The sequence below is a fragment of the Paenalcaligenes sp. Me52 genome, assembly GCF_050487965.1.
Classification (GTDB): Bacteria; Pseudomonadota; Gammaproteobacteria; order Burkholderiales; family Burkholderiaceae_B; genus Paenalcaligenes.
The window spans coordinates 1,010,501-1,028,437 of sequence record NZ_JBKQFO010000001.1; the positions used below are offsets into that span (position 1 = coordinate 1,010,501).

Below are 17,937 nucleotides of genomic sequence, written 5' to 3' on the forward strand. Positions count from 1 at the left end.
AGGATTACTAACCATGCGCTGGGATTTTTCCCTGATTTTATTCATTTTGTTATTGCTGACCGGTGTGGTGTGGGCATGGAATAAGTTTTCCTTGTCCGCGAAACGCCGCCAGCGCGCACGCGAGGCTATGTCGTCCATTCCCGATTTGCCGGGTGTGGATGCAGCTGAAATCGAAAAGCTGCGTAAAGATGCTTATGCCAAAGCCATGAAAATGCCATGGTGGGTAGAGTATGGTGTGAGCTTCTTCCCCGTCATCTTGTTTGTGTTTATTTTGCGTTCGTTCATTTTTGAACCTTTCCGCATACCATCAGGCTCTATGTTGCCCACTTTGCAAAATGGTGACTTTATTCTGGTGAATAAATACGAGTACGGTATTAGATTGCCCATACTGAATACAAAAATTATCGATACTGGTTCTCCGGAGCGTGGTGATGTATTGGTATTCCGTTACCCTGTAGAACCCGACACCGATTACATTAAGCGTGTAGTAGGTTTGCCTGGTGATGTGGTGGAGTATCGCGATAAGTCGTTGTACATCAATGGTAATAAAGTCAGTGAAGTACGAGATGGTGATTATTTTGAGCCCGATCACAGTCGCTATACCGGTAAGTACGTAGAGCAATTGGGCAAGGTAAAACACGATATCTTGTTGGATAAACGTGCGCCTCAGTATTACCGGCCTATTGTTGACTTCCCTTATCGCGATCGCTGTGAGTACTTCCCAGCAGGTTTACGTTGTACCGTACCCGAAGGTAATTACTTCGTGATGGGCGACAACCGCGATAACAGCCAAGACAGTCGTTATTGGGGTTTTGTGCCAGATGAAAACATTGTGGGCCGAGCCTTCCTGATCTGGATGAACTTCGGTGAGTTTGGCCGTATAGGAAGATTTCAATAATGGCAGTACGCTTGCAAAAGCTAGAACAGCGGATTAATTATCAGTTCTCTGATCAAGCACTGCTTGAACAGGCACTGACGCATCGTAGCCATAGTGCGAAGCATAACGAGCGCTTAGAGTTTTTAGGCGACTCGGTGTTGAACTTTGTGGTGGCTTCTCTGCTGTTCAAGCGCTTTCAGAAAATTGATGAAGGCGACTTGTCCCGATTGCGTGCCAATTTGGTAAAACAAGCAACGCTGGCTGAAATTGCTCAAAAACTTGAGCTATCCGAATACCTGCGTTTAGGTGAAGGTGAGCTGAAAAGCGGTGGGTTTAGACGCCCTTCAATTTTGTCCGATGCGCTAGAGGCAATCTTTGGTGCTGTCTACCTAGATGGTGGCTTTGAGCTAGCCGCTAAGGTGATTACTGGGCAATTTGAAGACATCATGGTGGATATAGATCCCAAGACCTTGGGTAAAGATCCTAAAACCTTATTGCAAGAACTGCTGCAGGGCCATAGATTGGCATTGCCGCTATACACCGTAGTCGCTACACATGGTGCTGCACACAATCAAACCTTTGATGTGCAGTGCTACATAGAAAAATTGGATATCACGATTATGGCGAGTGGCAGCAGCAGACGCGCTGCCGAACAAGCCGCCGCCGTGCAGGCCATAGAACACGTGTCCGCCTACATAGATAACAAGGCCGGACGTCAAAAACGCAGCCGTAATCCGCAGTTGAGCCTGCCGGTTGCTGTCAGCCAGGAGCAGTCATGAACACTACGCAAGACTTTCGTTGCGGTTTTATCGCCGTAGTTGGGCGTCCCAACGTGGGCAAGTCTACGTTAACGAATGCTCTGGTTGGCGCCAAAGTTTCTATCGTTTCGCGTAAAGCGCAAACCACTCGTCACCGTATTCATAGCGTACTGACGCGTGATGATGCGCAGTTTGTGTTTGTAGATACACCAGGCTTTCAAACACGTCATGGCGGTGCCATGAACCGTATGATGAACCGCGTAGTGACACAAGCTTTGGCTGATGTAGACGTAGTGATTCAGGTAGTGGAAGCCGGTAAATGGACACCGGGCGACGAACAGTTGATCCCTTTGCTGCCTAAAAATGCCAAAGTGATTTTGGTGATCAACAAAGTTGATATGTTGAAAAACAAGGCCGACTTACTGCCATTTATTGCGCAGGTTAGCCAAAAATTCAACTACACAGCGGTGGTTCCGTTGAGTGCAGCCAAAGGTTTGCAGCTAGATGTGCTGCTAGACGAAGTGGCAGCACACTTGCCTGAAGGTGAGCCTATGTTCGAAGAGGATACGCTTACCGATCGTTCCATGAAGTTCATCGCGGCAGAGTTGATGCGCGAGAAAATCTTCCGCTTGGTAGGTGACGAACTGCCATACAGCTGTACCGTCATGATCGAAGAGTGGGAAGAGAACGAAAAAGGTGCACGCATTGCTGCTTGCGTACTAGTAGAGCGCGAAGGCCACAAACCAATCCTTTTGGGGGCGGGTGGTGAGCACATGAAGCGTATCGCCAGTGAAGCACGTCAGGATATAGAGCGCATGTTGGAAAAGCCTGTGTTTTTGAATGTGTACGTGAAAGTACGCAAAGGCTGGTCTGACCGGGAGGCATCGCTGCGCGAGCTGGGGTATGAGTAAACAGCGTCAACGTGTGCAGCATGAACGGGCGTATGTGCTGCACAGTATGGCTTGGCGCGAAACCTCATTATTAATACAGGTTTTTACCCAACAATACGGCACGGTGTCGTTGGTAGCCAAAGGGGCCAAGCGCCCCTATTCGGCATTACGTGCTGTGCTGTCTGTTTTTCAACCGTTGCAGGTGGGCTGGTCTGGGGCGAATGAAGTTAAAACCCTGACCCATGCTGAGTGCGCTGGTTTGCATGTGCTGTCTGGGCGAGCGATGATGTCGGTCTGGTATATGAACGAGTTGTTGTTGCGTTTATTGCCCAAAGAAGATCCACACGATGTACTGTTTGAAGCCTATGAGCAGGCATTAACGCAGTTAGTGCGAAATCCTAAACAGGCCTCGTTGGCCTTGCGAAAGTTTGAATGGATTTTGCTTCAAGAAACTGGCTACGGCTTAGATCAGCAGTACCCAGATTTTGACGACGCAGAACAAGAACCTTTTTTGCGTACTGTATTGCGTGAACGATTAGATGAGTTGTTAGGGCGCCCCTTGCGTACGCGTGGGGTGATGATGGATCTACTGCATTTGCAGTCATGACCACAGAAAACCTATCAACTACGGACTCAACACCTGTGGTGGTGTTGGATGCATGTATCATGATCTCCAATGTGCTGCGCTACCTGTGTTTGGGGTTAGCGCGTGCTAAGGTATTTCAACCAGCATGGAGCCCTGTCATTGCCGACGAATGGAGGCGTAATGCATCTAGGTTGTGGGAAGTGCCTGAAGCGCAACTACAACTGGATTGGGATGCGTGGCAGCTTGAATTCCCCTTGGCGGATCAAGGTAATGTACAGCTCTTCAAAGAGGGTTTACGCTACAGTGATCCCAAAGACTGGCACGTCATTGCGGCGGCCAGAGCTGCGCAAGAAAACTTTGCTGAACGTCCCATTGGTGTACTAACCAAGAATCTCAAAGATTTTAATAAATCCGAGTTGCGGCGCTTGGGGTTAGTGTTGTGGGCACCAGATCTATTTTTAGAAGGGCTATGGGCAGAACATGCGCATTTGCTATTGTCCTTGCTAGAGGCTATGCCGGCTGCAGTGCGAGCACCGGATAAGCCGTTATTGAGTGTGAGTGCGTTACTAAAGCGTGAGCGTTTATATCGCTTTAATCGCTGTTATGAGCAACAGATTCTCATAGGTGAGTAATGAAAAAAGGGGTGGGGTTGTCGGTAGGCGCATCCGTTTTGTTTGCGCTACTGTATTACTATGCAACGCTGCTGCGACCACTTGAAGGCACAGAGATTTTTGCGTGGCGTGTATTGCTGGGCTTTCCTGTACTTGCGGTCTTCATCACGCGTTTAAAGCGCTGGGCAGAAGTAGGGCTGATGATACGGCGTATGTTTAGCGACATACGCTATATGGTCTTGCAAGTAATATGTGCCATCTTGTTTGGCCTGCAAATGTGGGTGTTTGTGTGGGCACCATTGCATGGCAAAGCCTTAGAGGTTTCTATGGGCTACTTTCTGTTGCCCTTAATGATGGTATTAACTGGCCGTGTGTTCTACAAAGAGCAGTTGAGTACGTTGCAGCGTATTGCTGTGGCATTAGCGTTTGTTGGGGTGTTGCACGAGTTACTGCGGACGTACTCCTTTTCATGGGCAACGGCACTGGTGGCGTTTGGTTATCCGCCGTACTTTGTGATTCGACGTTATTTGAAGGTGGGATCGTTAAGCTCGTTATTCTTTGATTTCGGCTTTCTGCTGATTCCTTCCTTTTATATTCTGTATACCCAAGATATTAGCGTGGCACAGAAGTTTGGTGAGTATGCGCGCTTGTATTGGCAGGTGCCCATTTTTGGTGCCATCAGCGCCTTGGCATTGCTGGGCTATTTAACGGCAAGTCGGCTGCTGCCCTTGGGCTTATTTGGCATCTTGGGTTATGTGGAACCTGTCTTGCTGTTCTGGGTGGCTTTTCTGCTGCTAGGAGAGCCTGTACAAAGCCATGAGTGGTACACCTACATACCTATTTGGCTGGCGGTGCTATTGGTGGCCGTAGAGGGCTTCTTGGCGTGGCGTAAAGATCAGAAAGCCAAAGAGGCTACAGGGAAGTAGTTGCTGTGTATGAGTTGCACGGCTACTGGCTGGGGAGATCGCCTTAGGCTAGGGCAGCAATGATGGATAGGTTGATGCGGTATTCATCGCACATGCTGGGAACTGCAGGAATACTTTTTGTGATTTGAGACACCAAATCAAAAAAGTTTCCTCTCCGTCCCCCGGTTGTTTTGAATGTACGAGGTTTACAGCCCTTTCTTGTAGGGTGTTGGCGTGGCTGATTCAGTTGAAAAGCAAACTTTTAGACTGCCTGTAATGTCAGCTGTACCATCAGAAAATACAGCTTAGTTAGTTTGATGAAGGCAGAAAGAGCCGAGATTATCAGAACACAGGATAAGTAGGCATCTTCAGAAATTGGTAAACATGCCTCTTTCATTGGCCACAGAAGTACTCGCCATCTTCAACAGCAACCACACTAAAAACCGTGGCAAGCTATGAAGGGAAAACGGAGGAAAGTATTTTTTTATTTGGTGGTCAAATTAAAAAATACTTTTCGCAGTGCTAGCTAATTCAGTCAGTGGTGAGTACGTTGGTGCTGTGTGCAAGCGCTCTTCTGCATGTATCCCGGAAAGACTACTTCATGTGTATGGTGCTAGCCATAACAGCAGCATGTATATAACAAAAAACCCTCCGTTTTACGGGAGGGTTTTCTAGAGACTAGTCATAGCCTCTGCGGTGAGTCATCAACGTTGATTAGTCGTTGTTGCCACCAGTAATACCCAACAGCACCAGCAGGTTACTGAAGATGTTGTACACATCCAGATATACCGCCAAGGTTGCACTGATGTAGTTGGTTTCGCCGCCGCGCATAATGCGTTGCAAGTCGATCAGCAAGAAAGCAGAGAAGATACCGATGGCCATAGTGGAGATCACTAGGGTCAGGGCTGTCATCTGAAAGAAGATGTTGCCCAGAGCAGCCAAGATCAGGATCACTGCGCCGATAAACAGAAACTTCTGCATACCGCTGAAATCACGTTTGGCTGTAGCGGCAACGCTGGCCATTACGGCAAACACAGCGGCAGTACCACCAAAAGCCATCATGATCAGCTGCGAGCCGTTTTGCATGCCCAGCACAAAGCCTAGCAAGCGAGACAGCATCAAGCCCATGAAGAAGGTGAAGGCCATCAGGAACACAATACCCAATGAGCTGTTTTTGTTACGTTCTACCATGAACATCAGGCCGAAAGCACCCACTAGGAATACTACAGCACTCATGCCTGGGCTGCTGCCCATGATTTGGTTAATGCCAGTGCGCAGGCCAATCAAGGCACCCAGAATGGTGGGAACCATGGAGAGAGCCAGCAGCAAGTAGGTGTTGCGCAGTACACGGTTTTGAGCCAGTGCTGACTGCGAAGCCCTTGAGCCGGAATGCTCAGGCAGGCTTGATTGACGAAAGTCGCTCATGATGCATCCTTAAGAAAATACGGGAAATGGCTAAAGATTAACTGACAACTACCTGAACACGCAAGATTTTTAGCGTTGCAAGCTGTGTGCATGCAGGTCATAACCTTTAGATTGATACCAGCGCCAACGGTTCCGCGCCGCTTCTTTATCTTTGTGTTCATCGGACACAATTTCAAGAATACGGGTGAATTGCTCACTGTTAGGCGGGCAGGTGGCAGCGAGGTTGATTAGCCATGCCGGTTCACTACCTGCTTGACTAAGAGAAGGGTCGGGATCTGTGTGGCAGAGAATCACCGGTGTGGTGCTGGCTAAAGGATCTTCAGCACGTACATGCGGGATAAACGCCGTGGGCTCAAAGCCCCACAGCAAGTGTTCAAAGCGTGCCAGAGCACGGTCATCGTTTAGATAAACGATGACTCGTCGGCCACGCACGTAATGCTTGCGAATAACATCGCAAGCGGTGCGTAGCCGGTCTCTGGCATCAAAGGCGAAATCTACGCGAATCATTTGGCCTGTTGGCAACGATCCAGCACAAACTGTACCAACAGAGGTACAGGGCGGCCTGTAGCGCCTTTATCTTTACCGCTGCGCCATGCTGTGCCGGCCACATCCAAGTGAGCCCATGGGTAGGCAGACGTAAAGCGTTGCAAGAAGCATGCAGCAGTTACGGAACCCGCAGCAGGGCCACCAATGTTAGCGATGTCTGCAAAGTTGGATTTCAGCTGTTCTTGGTAGCGTTCATCCAAAGGCATGCGCCATGCACTGTCACCACTTTGTTTGGCGGCATTCAGCAGTTCTTCGGCTAGGCTGTCGTCAGGGCTAAACAAACCGCTGTTGATGTGACCCAATGCCACAACGCAAGCACCAGTCAGTGTAGCAATATCAACAACAGCAGCCGGTTTGAAGCGTTCAACATAGGTCAGCGCATCGCACAGTACCAAACGACCTTCAGCGTCGGTGTTCAGGATTTCGATGGTTTTGCCTGCCATGCTGGTTACTACGTCACCAGGTTTGTTGGCGGCACCGCTAGGCATGTTTTCGCACGATGCGATCACGCCAATTACTTCGTGATCAACGTTCAGCTCAGCCACGGCCATCATGCTGCCCATAACGCTGGCAGCCCCACCCATGTCGTATTTCATTTCGTCCATGTTGGCAGCAGGTTTCAGCGAAATACCACCCGCATCAAAGGTCAGACCTTTACCTACCAATACCAGTGGTGCAGATTCCGCTGCTGCTTTTTTGGCTGGTTTGTGTTTGATGATGATAAAGACGGGTGGTTCTACAGAACCCTTAGCCACGGAAAGGAAAGAGCCCATTTTCAACGCTTCCATCTGTTTGCGTTGTAGTACTTCCACTTTCAAAGAGGGATAGGTTTTGCCTAATTGCTTGGCTTGCTCAGCTAAATAGCTAGGTGTGCAGATATTGGGAGGCAGATCGGCCAGCAAACGGGTAAAATTAACCCCTTTACCGATGGCGGTGCCTTCTTCCAAACCTGCTTTGGACTCGCTAACCAGCGTGCGAGGCACCCACTGTAGGTATTTGGTAAGTTTCAGAGCTTCTGCTTTGGTGCTCAATGTGGCATCAAAACGGTAGCTGGCAGCCAGAACAGCTTGTGCTGCACCGCTGCTGCGTTGACGCAGTGTGGTGCCGTTGCAGTCTACTCCGGCTAGTGTGGATACAGCTTCACTCAGTTTTGCTTGGATGCAGTACTGGGCAAACGTGCTTTCAGCGGTTTTATGCTGTGCGGCTTGGTATTTTTCTTGATCACCTAGGCCAACCAGTACGATACGCTCTGCTTTGATGCCCTCTAGATTACGCAATACCAAGTGTGAGCCAGACTTTGCGCTAAACTCGCTTTTGAGGACTTTACGGATAGCACCATTAGAGGCGCGATCAATAACGTCCGCAGCGGGGGTAAGAACCTGATTGGTAAATACACCGATCGCTAAAGCTGAAGTTTTGATCTGATGTAAAGAAGCTGAACTTTGTGTGCTAAATTCCATACGATTTTCCTATGAGTACAGGCCTGTTGTCGCATTAACCTGCTTATTGTCCCATGTTTTTGTTCAAACGTAGTTCTATATCCGAAATCCTGAGCCACGCAGGTGTTGTGCTATCCACTTTGCTAGTGGTATGGCTTAGTGTACTGCTGGTTAGGCTAGTAGGCGAGGCGGCTGGTGGTAGTATCGGTGCCGACGTGGTGCTGGGCATGGCGCTGTTCTCTTCCATCACGGCGTTGCCAGTGATCTTATCGGTCTCGCTATTCATTGCCGTACTAACGACTATCACGCGCTGTTTCAGAGAGTCTGAGATGGTGGTGTGGTTTGCCAGTGGGTTGTCATTACGTAGCTGGATTAGCCCTGTACTGTCCTGTGCGATTCCTATTGCTTTGCTCATTGCGGTGCTGACATTTTTTGCATCCCCTTGGGCGTACCTGCAAATATCTGAATACCGTCAGCGCTTTGAGTTGCGTTCCGACCTAAGCAAAGTATCTCCTGGTGAGTTTATCGAAGTAGAAGATGGTGCCCGCGTATTCTTTACTGAAGAGCCATTGGGTGAGGGGGCAGAGCTGGGTAAGGTGGTGGCGCGTGTGATTGATCCGCAGTGGTTTAGCGTGATTACGGCTAAAAGCGCACATGTACAAAACGAAGATAATGGCGACCGTTTCTTAGTGCTGAACGAAGGTTACCGTTATGACATGAAGCCTAAAACACCTTGGTTCCGCATTACAGAGTTTGAGAACTATGGTGTGCGCTTAGAGAACCGAGATGAGCAGGGCACCAGCAGTGAGCAGATACGAGCGCGGGCTGAACAACAAATTAAGGCTAGACCTACTGCACAGTTGTTAGGCGACGATACAAATAGGGCGCGATCGCAGGTGATGTGGCGATCAGCCTTGCCATTGGCAGCTTTAAATTTGGCGTTATTGGCAATCCCATTGGGGGCGGTGAATCCGCGTCTAGGGCGCTCGGGTAATATCTTAATTGCCGGTTTGCTTGCATTGCTCTATATGAACTTAATCAACTTGTCGCGTGGTTGGATTGCCAGCGGTAGTTTGAGCTTCCCCGTGGGTACGCTATTAGTGCACGCAGCTTTTAGCTTATTAGTGGTATTTTTGTTCTGGCAAAAAATGCGTATTAAGCGTCCGAAGCAGTCCTAGGCTTCTAGTTGTAGACTCTAAGTATATTACTATAATTAATATTAAGCCCCTTCCTTATTCCATATAATGAGCTAACAACAGGGGCTTACTATGAATCTTCAACAATTCCGATTTGTGCGGGAGACAATACGCCGTCAGTACAATTTGACTGAAGCGGCTCGTTCACTCTATACCTCACAACCAGGTGTATCCAAAGCCATTATTGAGCTTGAAGATGAACTGGGCATCAAAATTTTCGAACGACATGGCAAACGCATTAAAGGGCTTACTCGTCCTGGTGCGGATGTGGCCAAGATCATCGAGCGCATTATGCTCGAAGTGGATAATCTGAAAAAAGTCAGTGATGACTTTGCGCGTGACGACGAAGGTACGCTGGTGATCGCATGTACCCACGCTCAAGCTCGTTATTTGCTGCCTAAAGTGATTCCTGCTTTCAGAAAACGTTTTCCTAAGGTGCATTTATCCTTGGCAGAGGGCAGCCCTGCGCATTTGGCATCTATGGTGTTGCACGAGCAGGCTGATGTGGCGATTGCGACTGAAACACTGTCTAAAACGCCTGGGTTGGTCGCATTGCCAGTGTATGAGTGGGAACACACTATTGTAGTAAAGCCTGATCACGAGTTGGCCGAACTGCCTACACCGGCTTCTAAGAACCTGAGTTTGAAGTTGCTGGCTAAGTACCCCATCGTGACGTACGACCATGCGTTCTCGGGTAGACGTTCTATAGATGAAGCATTTGCTAATGAAAATCTCACCCCAGATATCGTGTTGGAAGCGTTGGACGCCGACGTGATTAAAACCTACGTTGATGTAGGCTTGGGTATCGGGATTATCGCTGGCGTTGCCTTTGATCCGCGTCGTGATAAAGGTCTGGTTGGTTTGTCTGCAGGACACTTGTTTGGTAAGCATCAAACTCGTGTGGCTGTGAAAGCTGGGTCGTTCTTACGCGATTATGTGTATGTGCTGCTAGAGATGTTAGCCCCAGCACTAACACGTGATGTAGTGCAAGATGCTTTGGATGGCGAAAGCTCAGTGTAAGAGTGAGCTTTTCGCGATGAGACTGCATAAGATAAACCCCTGATGTCTATACAACAGGGGTTTTTTTATATGTTTATAGCGAAATAATGGCAGAGTGTAACGGTTCTTACATACTCAAGATTGACAATCTTAATGATAATGATTATCGTTTATCATGTTTTCAATTTTAAGGAGTAAGCATGTCTAATCAGGTAACAGCCGTGGTGGTAGGAGCAGATAGATTGGGGAACATTCCTGACCTGCTCAACCTGCACAATATTAAGATCAAACAACACATTAGTGGTAGAGACCCCTCTCATCAAAAAAAGACCTTGCAACTGCCTTCAGGCACTGAGTTGCTGATTCTTTTGACTGACTTCTTGGGCCACAACGTAATGAAAACTTTTAGGGCCGCCGCACAACGCTCCGGTGTGAAAGTGGTTGCTTGTAGGCGCTCTGTATGCAGCATGAAACTGGCGCTGACGCAGGGCGGTTTTTGTGAGTCATGCCCGTACAGCGGGAAGACGCATTAAGTCCTGACAACGTTTGCTCCGGAAACAAAAAAGCCAGCTCAATCGAGCTGGCTTTTTAGTGTTCTAACAAGCTTAGTTACTGGCAGTAAGGCGGCGAGCACCGTTATAACGTTTAGTCCAGTACGATACGCTCATATCTTCTACACGAACCACAGCGCCGGTGCGGGGAGCATGTACAAATTTATTGTTGCCTATATAAATGCCTACATGAGAGAAGCGAGCGCCACGTGTATTAAAAAAGACCAAGTCGCCTTTTTGTAATTCGTTGCGTCTAACAGATTCGCCTTCTTTAGCAATATCAGCTGATTGTCTGGGAAGTTTCAGACCTAGAGACTTTTCAGCGGCGTAGCCCACCAAGCCACTGCAATCAAAACCGGTTTCGGGTACGGAACCACCATAACGATATTTAGTACCTAGAAAATCTAAAGCCGCTTCAGCAAAATCACTAGTGCTGGGTTGCTCTTGGCGTTCGGCAAGATAAATATCGCTTTGCGCTCGGTTCTTGAGGTAGGCACCTAATGGGTCTGATTGAGTACGGTAACGTTGGTTATCCGTAGCGCTCAGACTGACAAATAACTCGTCTAGACTGGCCTGATCACCAGGGGGGGATTGTTTGGTAGCACATCCGCTCAGCAATACCATAGCGCCTACAGCAGCGGCACCAAGTACACGATTAGGAAGAAGTGAGCGAATTTGAAAGGTTCTATTGTTTTTAGTAGACATGATGGCTGTATTGTTATGGCTTACCGCAATTGGTGGGGTGCAGCAACTTGAACAAGCAACAAAAAAAGAGTTTAGCCAAAGATTCTGGACGAGTAAACCGCAGTCTGAGATCAGTTAGTAATGAGATATTACGTAATAAAAATTTCAGTGCGTTGACAATACGCAGTAAAAAGCCTTTTACGCAGGCTGTCTATAGGGCTTGTGCTGGAGGCGGGGGCAGAATAGACTGCCTGAACAGCTGACACTAGCATTACATTGGGAGTTGAAAAAATGATGAAAACACGCGCAGCCGTAGCCTGGAAAGCGGGGGAGCCTCTTACTATTGAAGAAGTTACTTTGGAAGGCCCTAAAGCGGGCGAAGTATTGGTGGAAATTAAAGCCACTGGTATTTGCCATACAGATTACTACACCTTGTCGGGTGCCGATCCTGAAGGGTTGTTCCCTGCTATTTTGGGTCACGAAGGCGCCGGTGTGGTATTAGAAACAGGGCCTGGCGTGACATCGTTGAAAGCCGGTGATCATGTGGTGCCGCTGTATACCCCTGAGTGCCGTCAGTGCAAATCCTGTTTGTCCCGCAAAACAAACTTGTGTACAGCCATTCGCGCTACACAAGGTAAAGGCTTGATGCCAGACAGCACATCTCGCTTTTCTATTGATGGCAAACCTATTTTCCATTACATGGGTACGTCTACCTTTGCGAACCACATCGTAGTACCTGAAATTGCGTTGGCAAAAATTCGTCCTGACGCGCCTTTTGATAAAGTTTGCTACATAGGTTGTGGTGTAACGACAGGCGTGGGTGCGGTACTGTTTACAGCGAATGTAGAAGCCGGTGCCAATGTGGTGGTATTTGGTTTGGGTGGTATTGGTCTGAACGTGATTCAGGGTGCCAAAATGGTAGGTGCCGATAAGATCATCGGTGTAGACCTGAACCCTGAGCGTGAAGCCATGGCTAGACAGTTCGGTATGACCCACTTCATTAATCCTAGTGAAGTAGAAAACGTCGTGGATCACATTATCCAATTGACTGATGGCGGTGCAGATTACTCGTTCGAGTGTATCGGTAACACCAAAGTCATGCGTCAAGCATTGGAGTGCTGCCACCGTGGTTGGGGGCAGTCCATCATTATTGGTGTGGCGGAAGCCGGTGCAGAAATCTCTACTCGTCCATTCCAGTTGGTTACTGGCCGCGTATGGAAAGGTTCCGCGTTTGGTGGTGCTCGTGGTCGTACTGATGTACCTAAATTGGTAGATTGGTACATGGAAGGTAAGCTGAATATTGATGACTTGATCACGCATAAGTTGTCGTTGGATCAAATCAACGAAGGTTTTGATTTAATGAAACGTGGTGAGTCTATTCGTTCAGTAGTGGTGTACTAATTCGTAGTTGGAGGATGTGGCCTTATGTCGGTAGAGCTTGAAGTAATTAGCGAGCATCGTTGTTTTGATGGGGTGCAACGCTTTTATAAACATGCTTCCCAAGCAATTGGGCTACCTATGCGGTTTTCGGTGTTTGAACCGCCACAAGCCAAGCAGGGCAAGGTGCCTGTGCTGTTTTATTTGGCCGGGCTAACTTGTACTGAAGAAACCTTCATGATCAAAGGTGCAGCCCAACGGTTGGCTGCACAGTTGGGCGTGATGTTGGTAACGCCTGATACTAGTCCTCGTGGGGCTGAAGTCCCTGGCGAGGCTGATCATTGGGATTTCGGTACAGGTGCTGGTTTCTATGTGGATGCTACGCAGGCTCCATGGTCTACGCATTACCGTATGGAAAGCTATGTGACGGATGAGCTATTTACTATCGTCACAACGCAGTTGTCAGGTGATGCCAGCAAGGTAGGGGTCTTTGGTCACTCTATGGGTGGGCACGGTGCATTGGTGTTGGCGCTACGTCATCCTGAAAAATACCGCAGCGTATCCGCATTTGCTCCTATTGCGGCACCAACAAAGTGCCCCTGGGGGCATAAAGCGTTTAGCGGCTATTTGGGTGAAGACCGCGCCATATGGGAACAGCATGATGCGTCGGCATTGATGCGTCAGTCTCAACAACCTTTCCCCGCTGGAATCTTGGTAGATCAAGGCTTAAGTGACCAGTTTCTGGCTGAGCAGCTTTACCCAGAAGAGCTCGAGGCAGCTTGCCACGCAGCAGGTCAACCTCTGACCTTACGTCGGCACGCTGGCTATGATCATGGCTATTATTTTATTGCTACCTTTATGGATGATCATTTGCGTTTTCACGCCGAACGCTTAACCTGATTTGACGCAGGCTAAACACCCTGTTGGCATCATGTTGTTGCCAACAGGGTGTTCTGTTTTCAGGCAATATAGTTACTCCTTACTTCACATACAACGAGCAGGCATGCAAAACACCACTGGGCGCTTGACGCATACCCTACAGCCGCAGGTGAAAAAACGAGAGTTCTGGGCATGGGCGATGTATGACTTTGCCAACTCGGGTTACACAACCGTTGTGCTGACTTCGGTATTTGGTGCTTATTTTGTAGGTGTAGTGGCTGAAGGTGCTGCATGGGGCACCTTGGCGTGGACAACCACGCTATCTTTTTCTTATTTATTGATCATGCTGAGCATGCCTGCGTTAGGGGCATGGGTAGATAGGCATGGCCGAAAACGATTTTTATTGTTTACCAGCACGATAGGGTGTGTGGTAGGTACGCTGTTTCTGGCAGGGGCTGGCCAGGGAACGTTGTTGTGGGCGATGGTGTTTTTAGTGCTGTCCAACTATTGCTATTGTGTGGGCGAAGCGGTGGTGGCGTCTTTCTTACCTACCATTGCCAAGCCTGAAGCGTTGGGCAGGGTGTCTGGTTGGGGCTGGGGTTTTGGCTATTTTGGAGGCATGTTGACCTTAGGGCTGTCACTGGCGATTGTGGTGATGGGCGAGGACAACGGCTGGGTAGCATCACAGTATGTGCCGTGGGTGATGGTGTTAACGGCAACGGTGTTTAGTGTGGCGGCCATACCTGCTTTTTTGTGGCTAAAAGAACCAGCTGCCGCAACAGACGTCGTGGCATCACAGCATTGGTTTGCACATATACAGCATGCATACAAAGAAAGCCGCAAGCACTTTCCTGATCTCTATAGATTGCTGTGTTGTTGTGCCTGCTATCAAGCCGGTATTTCGGTAGTGATCACGTTATCGTCAGTGTATGCCACGCAGGTCATGGGCTTTAACATGGGCCAGACCATGATGTTGATTTTTACCGTCAATATTGCGGCGGCAGTAGGTGCACTTACGTTTGGTTCAGTGCAAGATGCCATTGGCCACAAAATAGCACTGACCCTCACCTTGTTGGGGTGGCTGGTGATGGTGATTGTGGCAAGTGCAACTACGTCAATGACTGGTTTTTGGATTGCGGCAGCACTGGCAGGCGTATGCATAGGTAGTAGTCAAAGTGCAGGCAGGGCGATGGTAGGAGCCTTAACGCCGCCCGGTAGGCAAGGTGAGTTTTATGCGCTGTGGAGCTTTGCGGTACAACTGGCAGCGGTAGTGGGGCCATTGTCTTATGGCGTAGTGGCGTGGGTAAGCCAAGGCAATCAACGTTTGGCCTTACTGTGTACGGGATTATTCTTTATTGTTGCGTTGATGTGGTTGAGAAAAGTAGATTTTGTGCGTGGTGTGCGACAAGCTACGCATGCGGGAGAATAGGTTGGAACAAAGTGAGTCAAGCCGTAATGCCCTATTGTTGATGGGGCTAACGATAGTGCTGTGGGGGGTGAGCTGGATTGTAATGAAATCCATGACCAAGCTCATTGGCCCCATTGATTTAGTGGCCACACGTTACGTCATTGCATTTTTCTTCTTATTTGCAGTGCAGTGCTGGCGGCGTATTCCTTTTAGCATGCCGCCATTTTGGTTGTGCTTAGGTATAGCCGTGATGCAAACGGTAGGGTTCCAGGTGTTGGCTCAGTTTGCGCTGATGAGTGGCGGGGCAGGGCAGGTTGTACTGTTGGCTTACACCATGCCATTTTGGGTGGTGTTTTTCTCATGGCGCATCATGGGTAATAAACCTGATGCTAAGTACTTAATCGCACTAGGGTTTGGTCTGGTGGGTTTGTTGATGGTGTTGAAGCCATGGCAGGGCATGGGCGGAATGGCAAGCTCGTTGTTGGCCTTGTTGTCCGGTGCTTGCTGGGGTATTGGTGCGGTATGGTCCAAAGTGATGTTCGAAAAATACCAACCAAACATTATTAACCTGACAGTATGGCAACTGCTGATGGGGGCGGTTATTACCATCCCTATGGGCTTGCTCGTACCACAACAGCCGTGGGTGATTGGCCCTGAGCTAGTGATAGGTTTGCTATACATGGGGGCGCTGGCTTCGGGTGTGGGTTGGTTGTTATGGCTAAGCGTGATTCAGCGCGTCTCTGCTACGGTTGCGGGTATGTCTAGTTTGGGTGTGCCTGTATTAGCTATTTTGTTGGCGTGGGTGATTTTGGGTGAAGTGCCCGATACCTTAACGAAGCTGGGTGTGGTCTTGGTGGTAACTGGTTTGGTGGTGATCAACCTGCCAGGGCGTAAGAAGGTCTAGCTTCTACTTAGCCATGCCGAGATAGGTGTGGCTATAGTGTGATGGCTCATAAAACTGGGGGCGGTGAGTGTGGATTATGTATCCAGCTTCACCGCCCCCAAGCATTTGTCGTAGCGCTTAGTACAGCAGTCTAGGACAAAAGGTCTTACATCCCGTTATAAACAGGCCCTTCACCGCCTTGCGGTGGTACCCAAACAATATTTTGGGAAGGGTCTTTAATATCACAGGTTTTACAGTGCACGCAGTTTTGTGCATTGATTTGCAGTTGGTCTTCACCCGAGTCATTTTTGATGAACTCGTACACGCCAGCAGGACAGTAGCGTGCTTCTGGGCCTGCGTAAGTGGCCAGATTCAGTTTGACCGGAATCGCGGCATCTTTAAGTGTCAGGTGAATAGGCTCGTCTTCCTCGTGGTTGGTGTTAGAGATAAAGACGGAGCTTAGGCGGTCAAAGGTGAGTTTGCCATCTGGTTTTGGATACTCAATACGCTGACACGATGCGGCGGGTTGCAGGAACGCGTGGTCTGGTTTGGTGTTACGCAGTGACCATGGCATTTTCCCTTTCAGTACCAACTGTTCTATACCTGTCATCAACGTACCCATGGTGCGGCCTTTTTTGAACCACAGCTTAAAGTTACGTGCTTTGTTCAGTTCAGAGTGCAACCAAGAGTCTTCAAATGCTGCAGGGTAGGCGCTAAGCTCATCGTATTCACGGTTGTTGCTCAGGGCGTCAACGATGGCATCAGCGGCCATCATGCCGGATTTGATTGCTGCGTGGCTTCCCTTGATGCGTGACGCATTCAAGAAACCTGCTTCACAGCCTACCAGTGCACCACCTGGGAATACCAGTTTAGGTAAAGACAGCAGGCCGCCAGCAGTCAGGGCGCGTGCGCCATAAGCCAAGCGTTTGCCGCCTTCAAAGGTGGAGCGTACATAAGGATGGGTTTTGAAGCGTTGGAACTCTTCAAACGGTGACAGCCATGGGTTAGCGTAATCCAAGCCTACGACCAAACCTACTACAACGATGTTGTTATCCAAGTGGTACAAGAAAGCGCCACCATAGGTGTCGGAATCCAAAGGCCAGCCAGCCAAGTGCATTACCAAGCCAGGTTGGGATTGGGAAGGATCAACTTCCCACATTTCTTTAATACCAATACCGTAGTTTTGCGCGTTTTTGCCTTCATCAAGTTTGAATTTCTCGATGAGCTGACGGCCTAAGTGGCCACGGGAGCCTTCTGCAAAAATGGTGTATTTCGCTAGCAGTTCCATACCGGGTTGGTAATGTGCGGTGTGTGTGCCGTCGCGGGCCACACCCATATCGCCCGTGATAACGCCGCGAACAGCGGAGCCGTCTTCGGTGTAAAGCAGAGTGGCAGCAGCAAAACCGGGGAAAATATCCACGCCCAGTGCTTCAGCTTGTTCGCCCAACCATTTGGTGACATCACCCAGTCGTACGATGTAGTTGCCGTGGTTTTTAAAACAGTCAGGCAGCATCCACATAGGGGTTTCTTTGGCGCCTTTTTCGTCCAAGAAAACAAATTTGTCTGCGTTGACTTCTATATTTAAGGGTGCGCCTTTGTCTTTCCAGTCTGGAATCAGCTCGGTCAGAGCTTGGGGATCCATCACTGCGCCGGATAGGATGTGAGCACCAATTTCTGCCCCTTTTTCCAACACGCAAACGCTAATGTCTTGGTTGGCTGTGGCTGCTCGTTGTTTGATGCGGATAGCAGTGGCTAAGCCAGCAGGCCCACCGCCTACGATTACCACATCGTATTCCATCGATTCGCGTTCAGACATGTAAGAGGTCCTCCGGATATAGGTATAGTGTTGCAACATTCGTGCCAAAGCATGGGGTGATGCAACAAAAGTATTAAGATGCTGCCAATTATAGGGTAGGCAGCCGT

General features: G+C 49.0%; 18 protein-coding genes. 13 read left to right on the forward strand and 5 right to left on the reverse strand.

Going from position 1 to position 17,937, the window contains the following annotated elements:
* Positions 1-13 precede the first annotated feature (13 nt).
* The 6 genes from lepB to rarD are packed head-to-tail and all read left to right on the forward strand — an operon-like array spanning position 14 to position 4,648.
* Positions 14-898: a signal peptidase I gene (gene lepB, locus ACLO87_RS04700; RefSeq protein WP_135861714.1), complete on the forward strand. Its 885-nt coding sequence runs from the start codon at positions 14-16 to the stop codon at positions 896-898.
* Positions 898-1,656: a ribonuclease III gene (gene rnc, locus ACLO87_RS04705; RefSeq protein ID WP_430222908.1), complete on the forward strand. Its 759-nt coding sequence runs from the start codon at positions 898-900 to the stop codon at positions 1,654-1,656. Before lepB ends, rnc begins: the two co-directional genes overlap by 1 nt.
* Positions 1,653-2,546, forward strand: a complete 894-nt coding sequence (era, locus tag ACLO87_RS04710) for a GTPase Era (RefSeq protein WP_135861716.1) — start codon at positions 1,653-1,655, stop codon at positions 2,544-2,546. The genes rnc and era overlap by 4 nt, the downstream gene beginning before the upstream one ends.
* Complete coding sequence (recO, locus tag ACLO87_RS04715) at positions 2,539-3,132, forward strand: DNA repair protein RecO (protein WP_135861717.1); 594 nt, start codon at positions 2,539-2,541, stop codon at positions 3,130-3,132. The genes era and recO overlap by 8 nt, the downstream gene beginning before the upstream one ends.
* Positions 3,129-3,743: a PIN domain-containing protein gene (locus ACLO87_RS04720; RefSeq protein WP_135861718.1), complete on the forward strand. Its 615-nt coding sequence runs from the start codon at positions 3,129-3,131 to the stop codon at positions 3,741-3,743. The genes recO and ACLO87_RS04720 overlap by 4 nt, the downstream gene beginning before the upstream one ends.
* Entirely contained in the window at positions 3,743-4,648 is a 906-nt protein-coding gene (gene rarD, locus ACLO87_RS04725; RefSeq protein ID WP_135861719.1) for an EamA family transporter RarD, read from the forward strand. Before ACLO87_RS04720 ends, rarD begins: the two co-directional genes overlap by 1 nt.
* Positions 4,649-5,341: 693 nt before the next feature.
* Here rarD and ACLO87_RS04730 read toward each other — a convergent pair.
* From ACLO87_RS04730 to ACLO87_RS04740, 3 genes are all read right to left on the reverse strand, one after another.
* Positions 5,342-6,052, reverse strand: coding sequence for a Bax inhibitor-1/YccA family protein (locus tag ACLO87_RS04730; protein WP_135861720.1), 711 nt, complete (start codon positions 6,050-6,052; stop codon positions 5,342-5,344).
* A gap of 69 nt (positions 6,053-6,121) precedes the next feature.
* A complete protein-coding gene (locus tag ACLO87_RS04735; protein WP_135861721.1) occupies positions 6,122-6,559 on the reverse strand; it encodes a DNA polymerase III subunit chi in 438 nt (145 codons plus the stop codon).
* Entirely contained in the window at positions 6,556-8,058 is a 1,503-nt protein-coding gene (locus ACLO87_RS04740) for a leucyl aminopeptidase (protein WP_430222910.1), read from the reverse strand. The genes ACLO87_RS04735 and ACLO87_RS04740 overlap by 4 nt, the downstream gene beginning before the upstream one ends.
* 53 nt (positions 8,059-8,111) lie before the next feature.
* Between ACLO87_RS04740 and lptF the strand changes: the two genes are divergently transcribed.
* From lptF to ACLO87_RS04755, 3 genes are all read left to right on the forward strand, one after another.
* A complete protein-coding gene (gene lptF, locus ACLO87_RS04745; RefSeq protein WP_430222911.1) occupies positions 8,112-9,215 on the forward strand; it encodes an LPS export ABC transporter permease LptF in 1,104 nt (367 codons plus the stop codon).
* Between the two features lie 90 nt (positions 9,216-9,305).
* Positions 9,306-10,253: a CysB family HTH-type transcriptional regulator gene (locus ACLO87_RS04750; protein WP_135862879.1), complete on the forward strand. Its 948-nt coding sequence runs from the start codon at positions 9,306-9,308 to the stop codon at positions 10,251-10,253.
* Positions 10,254-10,432: 179 nt separating this feature from the next.
* Positions 10,433-10,765: a DUF2325 domain-containing protein gene (locus tag ACLO87_RS04755; protein WP_135862881.1), complete on the forward strand. Its 333-nt coding sequence runs from the start codon at positions 10,433-10,435 to the stop codon at positions 10,763-10,765.
* 72 nt (positions 10,766-10,837) lie between these two features.
* On the opposite strand, the gene ACLO87_RS04760 is transcribed toward ACLO87_RS04755, so the two are convergent.
* Positions 10,838-11,488: a C40 family peptidase gene (locus ACLO87_RS04760; RefSeq protein WP_430222912.1), complete on the reverse strand. Its 651-nt coding sequence runs from the start codon at positions 11,486-11,488 to the stop codon at positions 10,838-10,840.
* Positions 11,489-11,761: 273 nt separating this feature from the next.
* Between ACLO87_RS04760 and ACLO87_RS04765 the strand changes: the two genes are divergently transcribed.
* The 4 genes from ACLO87_RS04765 (at position 11,762) to ACLO87_RS04780 (ending at position 16,035) form a co-directional block, all read left to right on the forward strand.
* A complete protein-coding gene (locus tag ACLO87_RS04765; protein ID WP_430223722.1) occupies positions 11,762-12,868 on the forward strand; it encodes an S-(hydroxymethyl)glutathione dehydrogenase/class III alcohol dehydrogenase in 1,107 nt (368 codons plus the stop codon).
* Positions 12,869-12,892: 24 nt separating this feature from the next.
* On the forward strand, positions 12,893-13,744 hold the full coding sequence (fghA, locus tag ACLO87_RS04770; protein ID WP_430222913.1) for an S-formylglutathione hydrolase: 852 nt from the start codon (positions 12,893-12,895) through the stop codon (positions 13,742-13,744).
* A gap of 103 nt (positions 13,745-13,847) precedes the next feature.
* Positions 13,848-15,152, forward strand: a complete 1,305-nt coding sequence (locus ACLO87_RS04775; RefSeq protein ID WP_430222914.1) for an MFS transporter — start codon at positions 13,848-13,850, stop codon at positions 15,150-15,152.
* 1 nt (position 15,153) lies between these two features.
* Entirely contained in the window at positions 15,154-16,035 is an 882-nt protein-coding gene (locus ACLO87_RS04780) for a DMT family transporter (RefSeq protein ID WP_430222915.1), read from the forward strand.
* Between the two features lie 145 nt (positions 16,036-16,180).
* Here ACLO87_RS04780 and ACLO87_RS04785 read toward each other — a convergent pair whose 3' ends face one another.
* The gene (locus ACLO87_RS04785) at positions 16,181-17,830 is read right to left on the reverse strand and encodes an electron transfer flavoprotein-ubiquinone oxidoreductase (protein ID WP_430222916.1); all 1,650 of its coding nucleotides are present in this window, start codon (positions 17,828-17,830) and stop codon (positions 16,181-16,183) included.
* Positions 17,831-17,937: the final 107 nt, after the last annotated feature.

Excerpts from the sequence above, each read along its gene's own strand:
- lepB (WP_135861714.1), top strand. The coding sequence starts at position 14 with ATGCGCTGGGATTTTTCCCTGATTTTATTCATTTTGTTATTGCTGACC.
- rnc (WP_430222908.1), top strand. The coding sequence starts at position 898 with ATGGCAGTACGCTTGCAAAAGCTAGAACAGCGGATTAATTATCAGTTC.
- era (WP_135861716.1), top strand. The coding sequence starts at position 1,653 with ATGAACACTACGCAAGACTTTCGTTGCGGTTTTATCGCCGTAGTTGGG.
- recO (WP_135861717.1), top strand. The coding sequence starts at position 2,539 with ATGAGTAAACAGCGTCAACGTGTGCAGCATGAACGGGCGTATGTGCTG.
- ACLO87_RS04720 (WP_135861718.1), top strand. The coding sequence starts at position 3,129 with ATGACCACAGAAAACCTATCAACTACGGACTCAACACCTGTGGTGGTG.
- rarD (WP_135861719.1), top strand. The coding sequence starts at position 3,743 with ATGAAAAAAGGGGTGGGGTTGTCGGTAGGCGCATCCGTTTTGTTTGCG.
- ACLO87_RS04730 (WP_135861720.1), bottom strand. The coding sequence starts at position 6,052 with ATGAGCGACTTTCGTCAATCAAGCCTGCCTGAGCATTCCGGCTCAAGG.
- ACLO87_RS04735 (WP_135861721.1), bottom strand. The coding sequence starts at position 6,559 with ATGATTCGCGTAGATTTCGCCTTTGATGCCAGAGACCGGCTACGCACC.
- ACLO87_RS04740 (WP_430222910.1), bottom strand. The coding sequence starts at position 8,058 with ATGGAATTTAGCACACAAAGTTCAGCTTCTTTACATCAGATCAAAACT.
- lptF (WP_430222911.1), top strand. The coding sequence starts at position 8,112 with ATGTTTTTGTTCAAACGTAGTTCTATATCCGAAATCCTGAGCCACGCA.
- ACLO87_RS04750 (WP_135862879.1), top strand. The coding sequence starts at position 9,306 with ATGAATCTTCAACAATTCCGATTTGTGCGGGAGACAATACGCCGTCAG.
- ACLO87_RS04755 (WP_135862881.1), top strand. The coding sequence starts at position 10,433 with ATGTCTAATCAGGTAACAGCCGTGGTGGTAGGAGCAGATAGATTGGGG.
- ACLO87_RS04760 (WP_430222912.1), bottom strand. The coding sequence starts at position 11,488 with ATGTCTACTAAAAACAATAGAACCTTTCAAATTCGCTCACTTCTTCCT.
- ACLO87_RS04765 (WP_430223722.1), top strand. The coding sequence starts at position 11,762 with ATGAAAACACGCGCAGCCGTAGCCTGGAAAGCGGGGGAGCCTCTTACT.
- fghA (WP_430222913.1), top strand. The coding sequence starts at position 12,893 with ATGTCGGTAGAGCTTGAAGTAATTAGCGAGCATCGTTGTTTTGATGGG.
- ACLO87_RS04775 (WP_430222914.1), top strand. The coding sequence starts at position 13,848 with ATGCAAAACACCACTGGGCGCTTGACGCATACCCTACAGCCGCAGGTG.
- ACLO87_RS04785 (WP_430222916.1), bottom strand. The coding sequence starts at position 17,830 with ATGTCTGAACGCGAATCGATGGAATACGATGTGGTAATCGTAGGCGGT.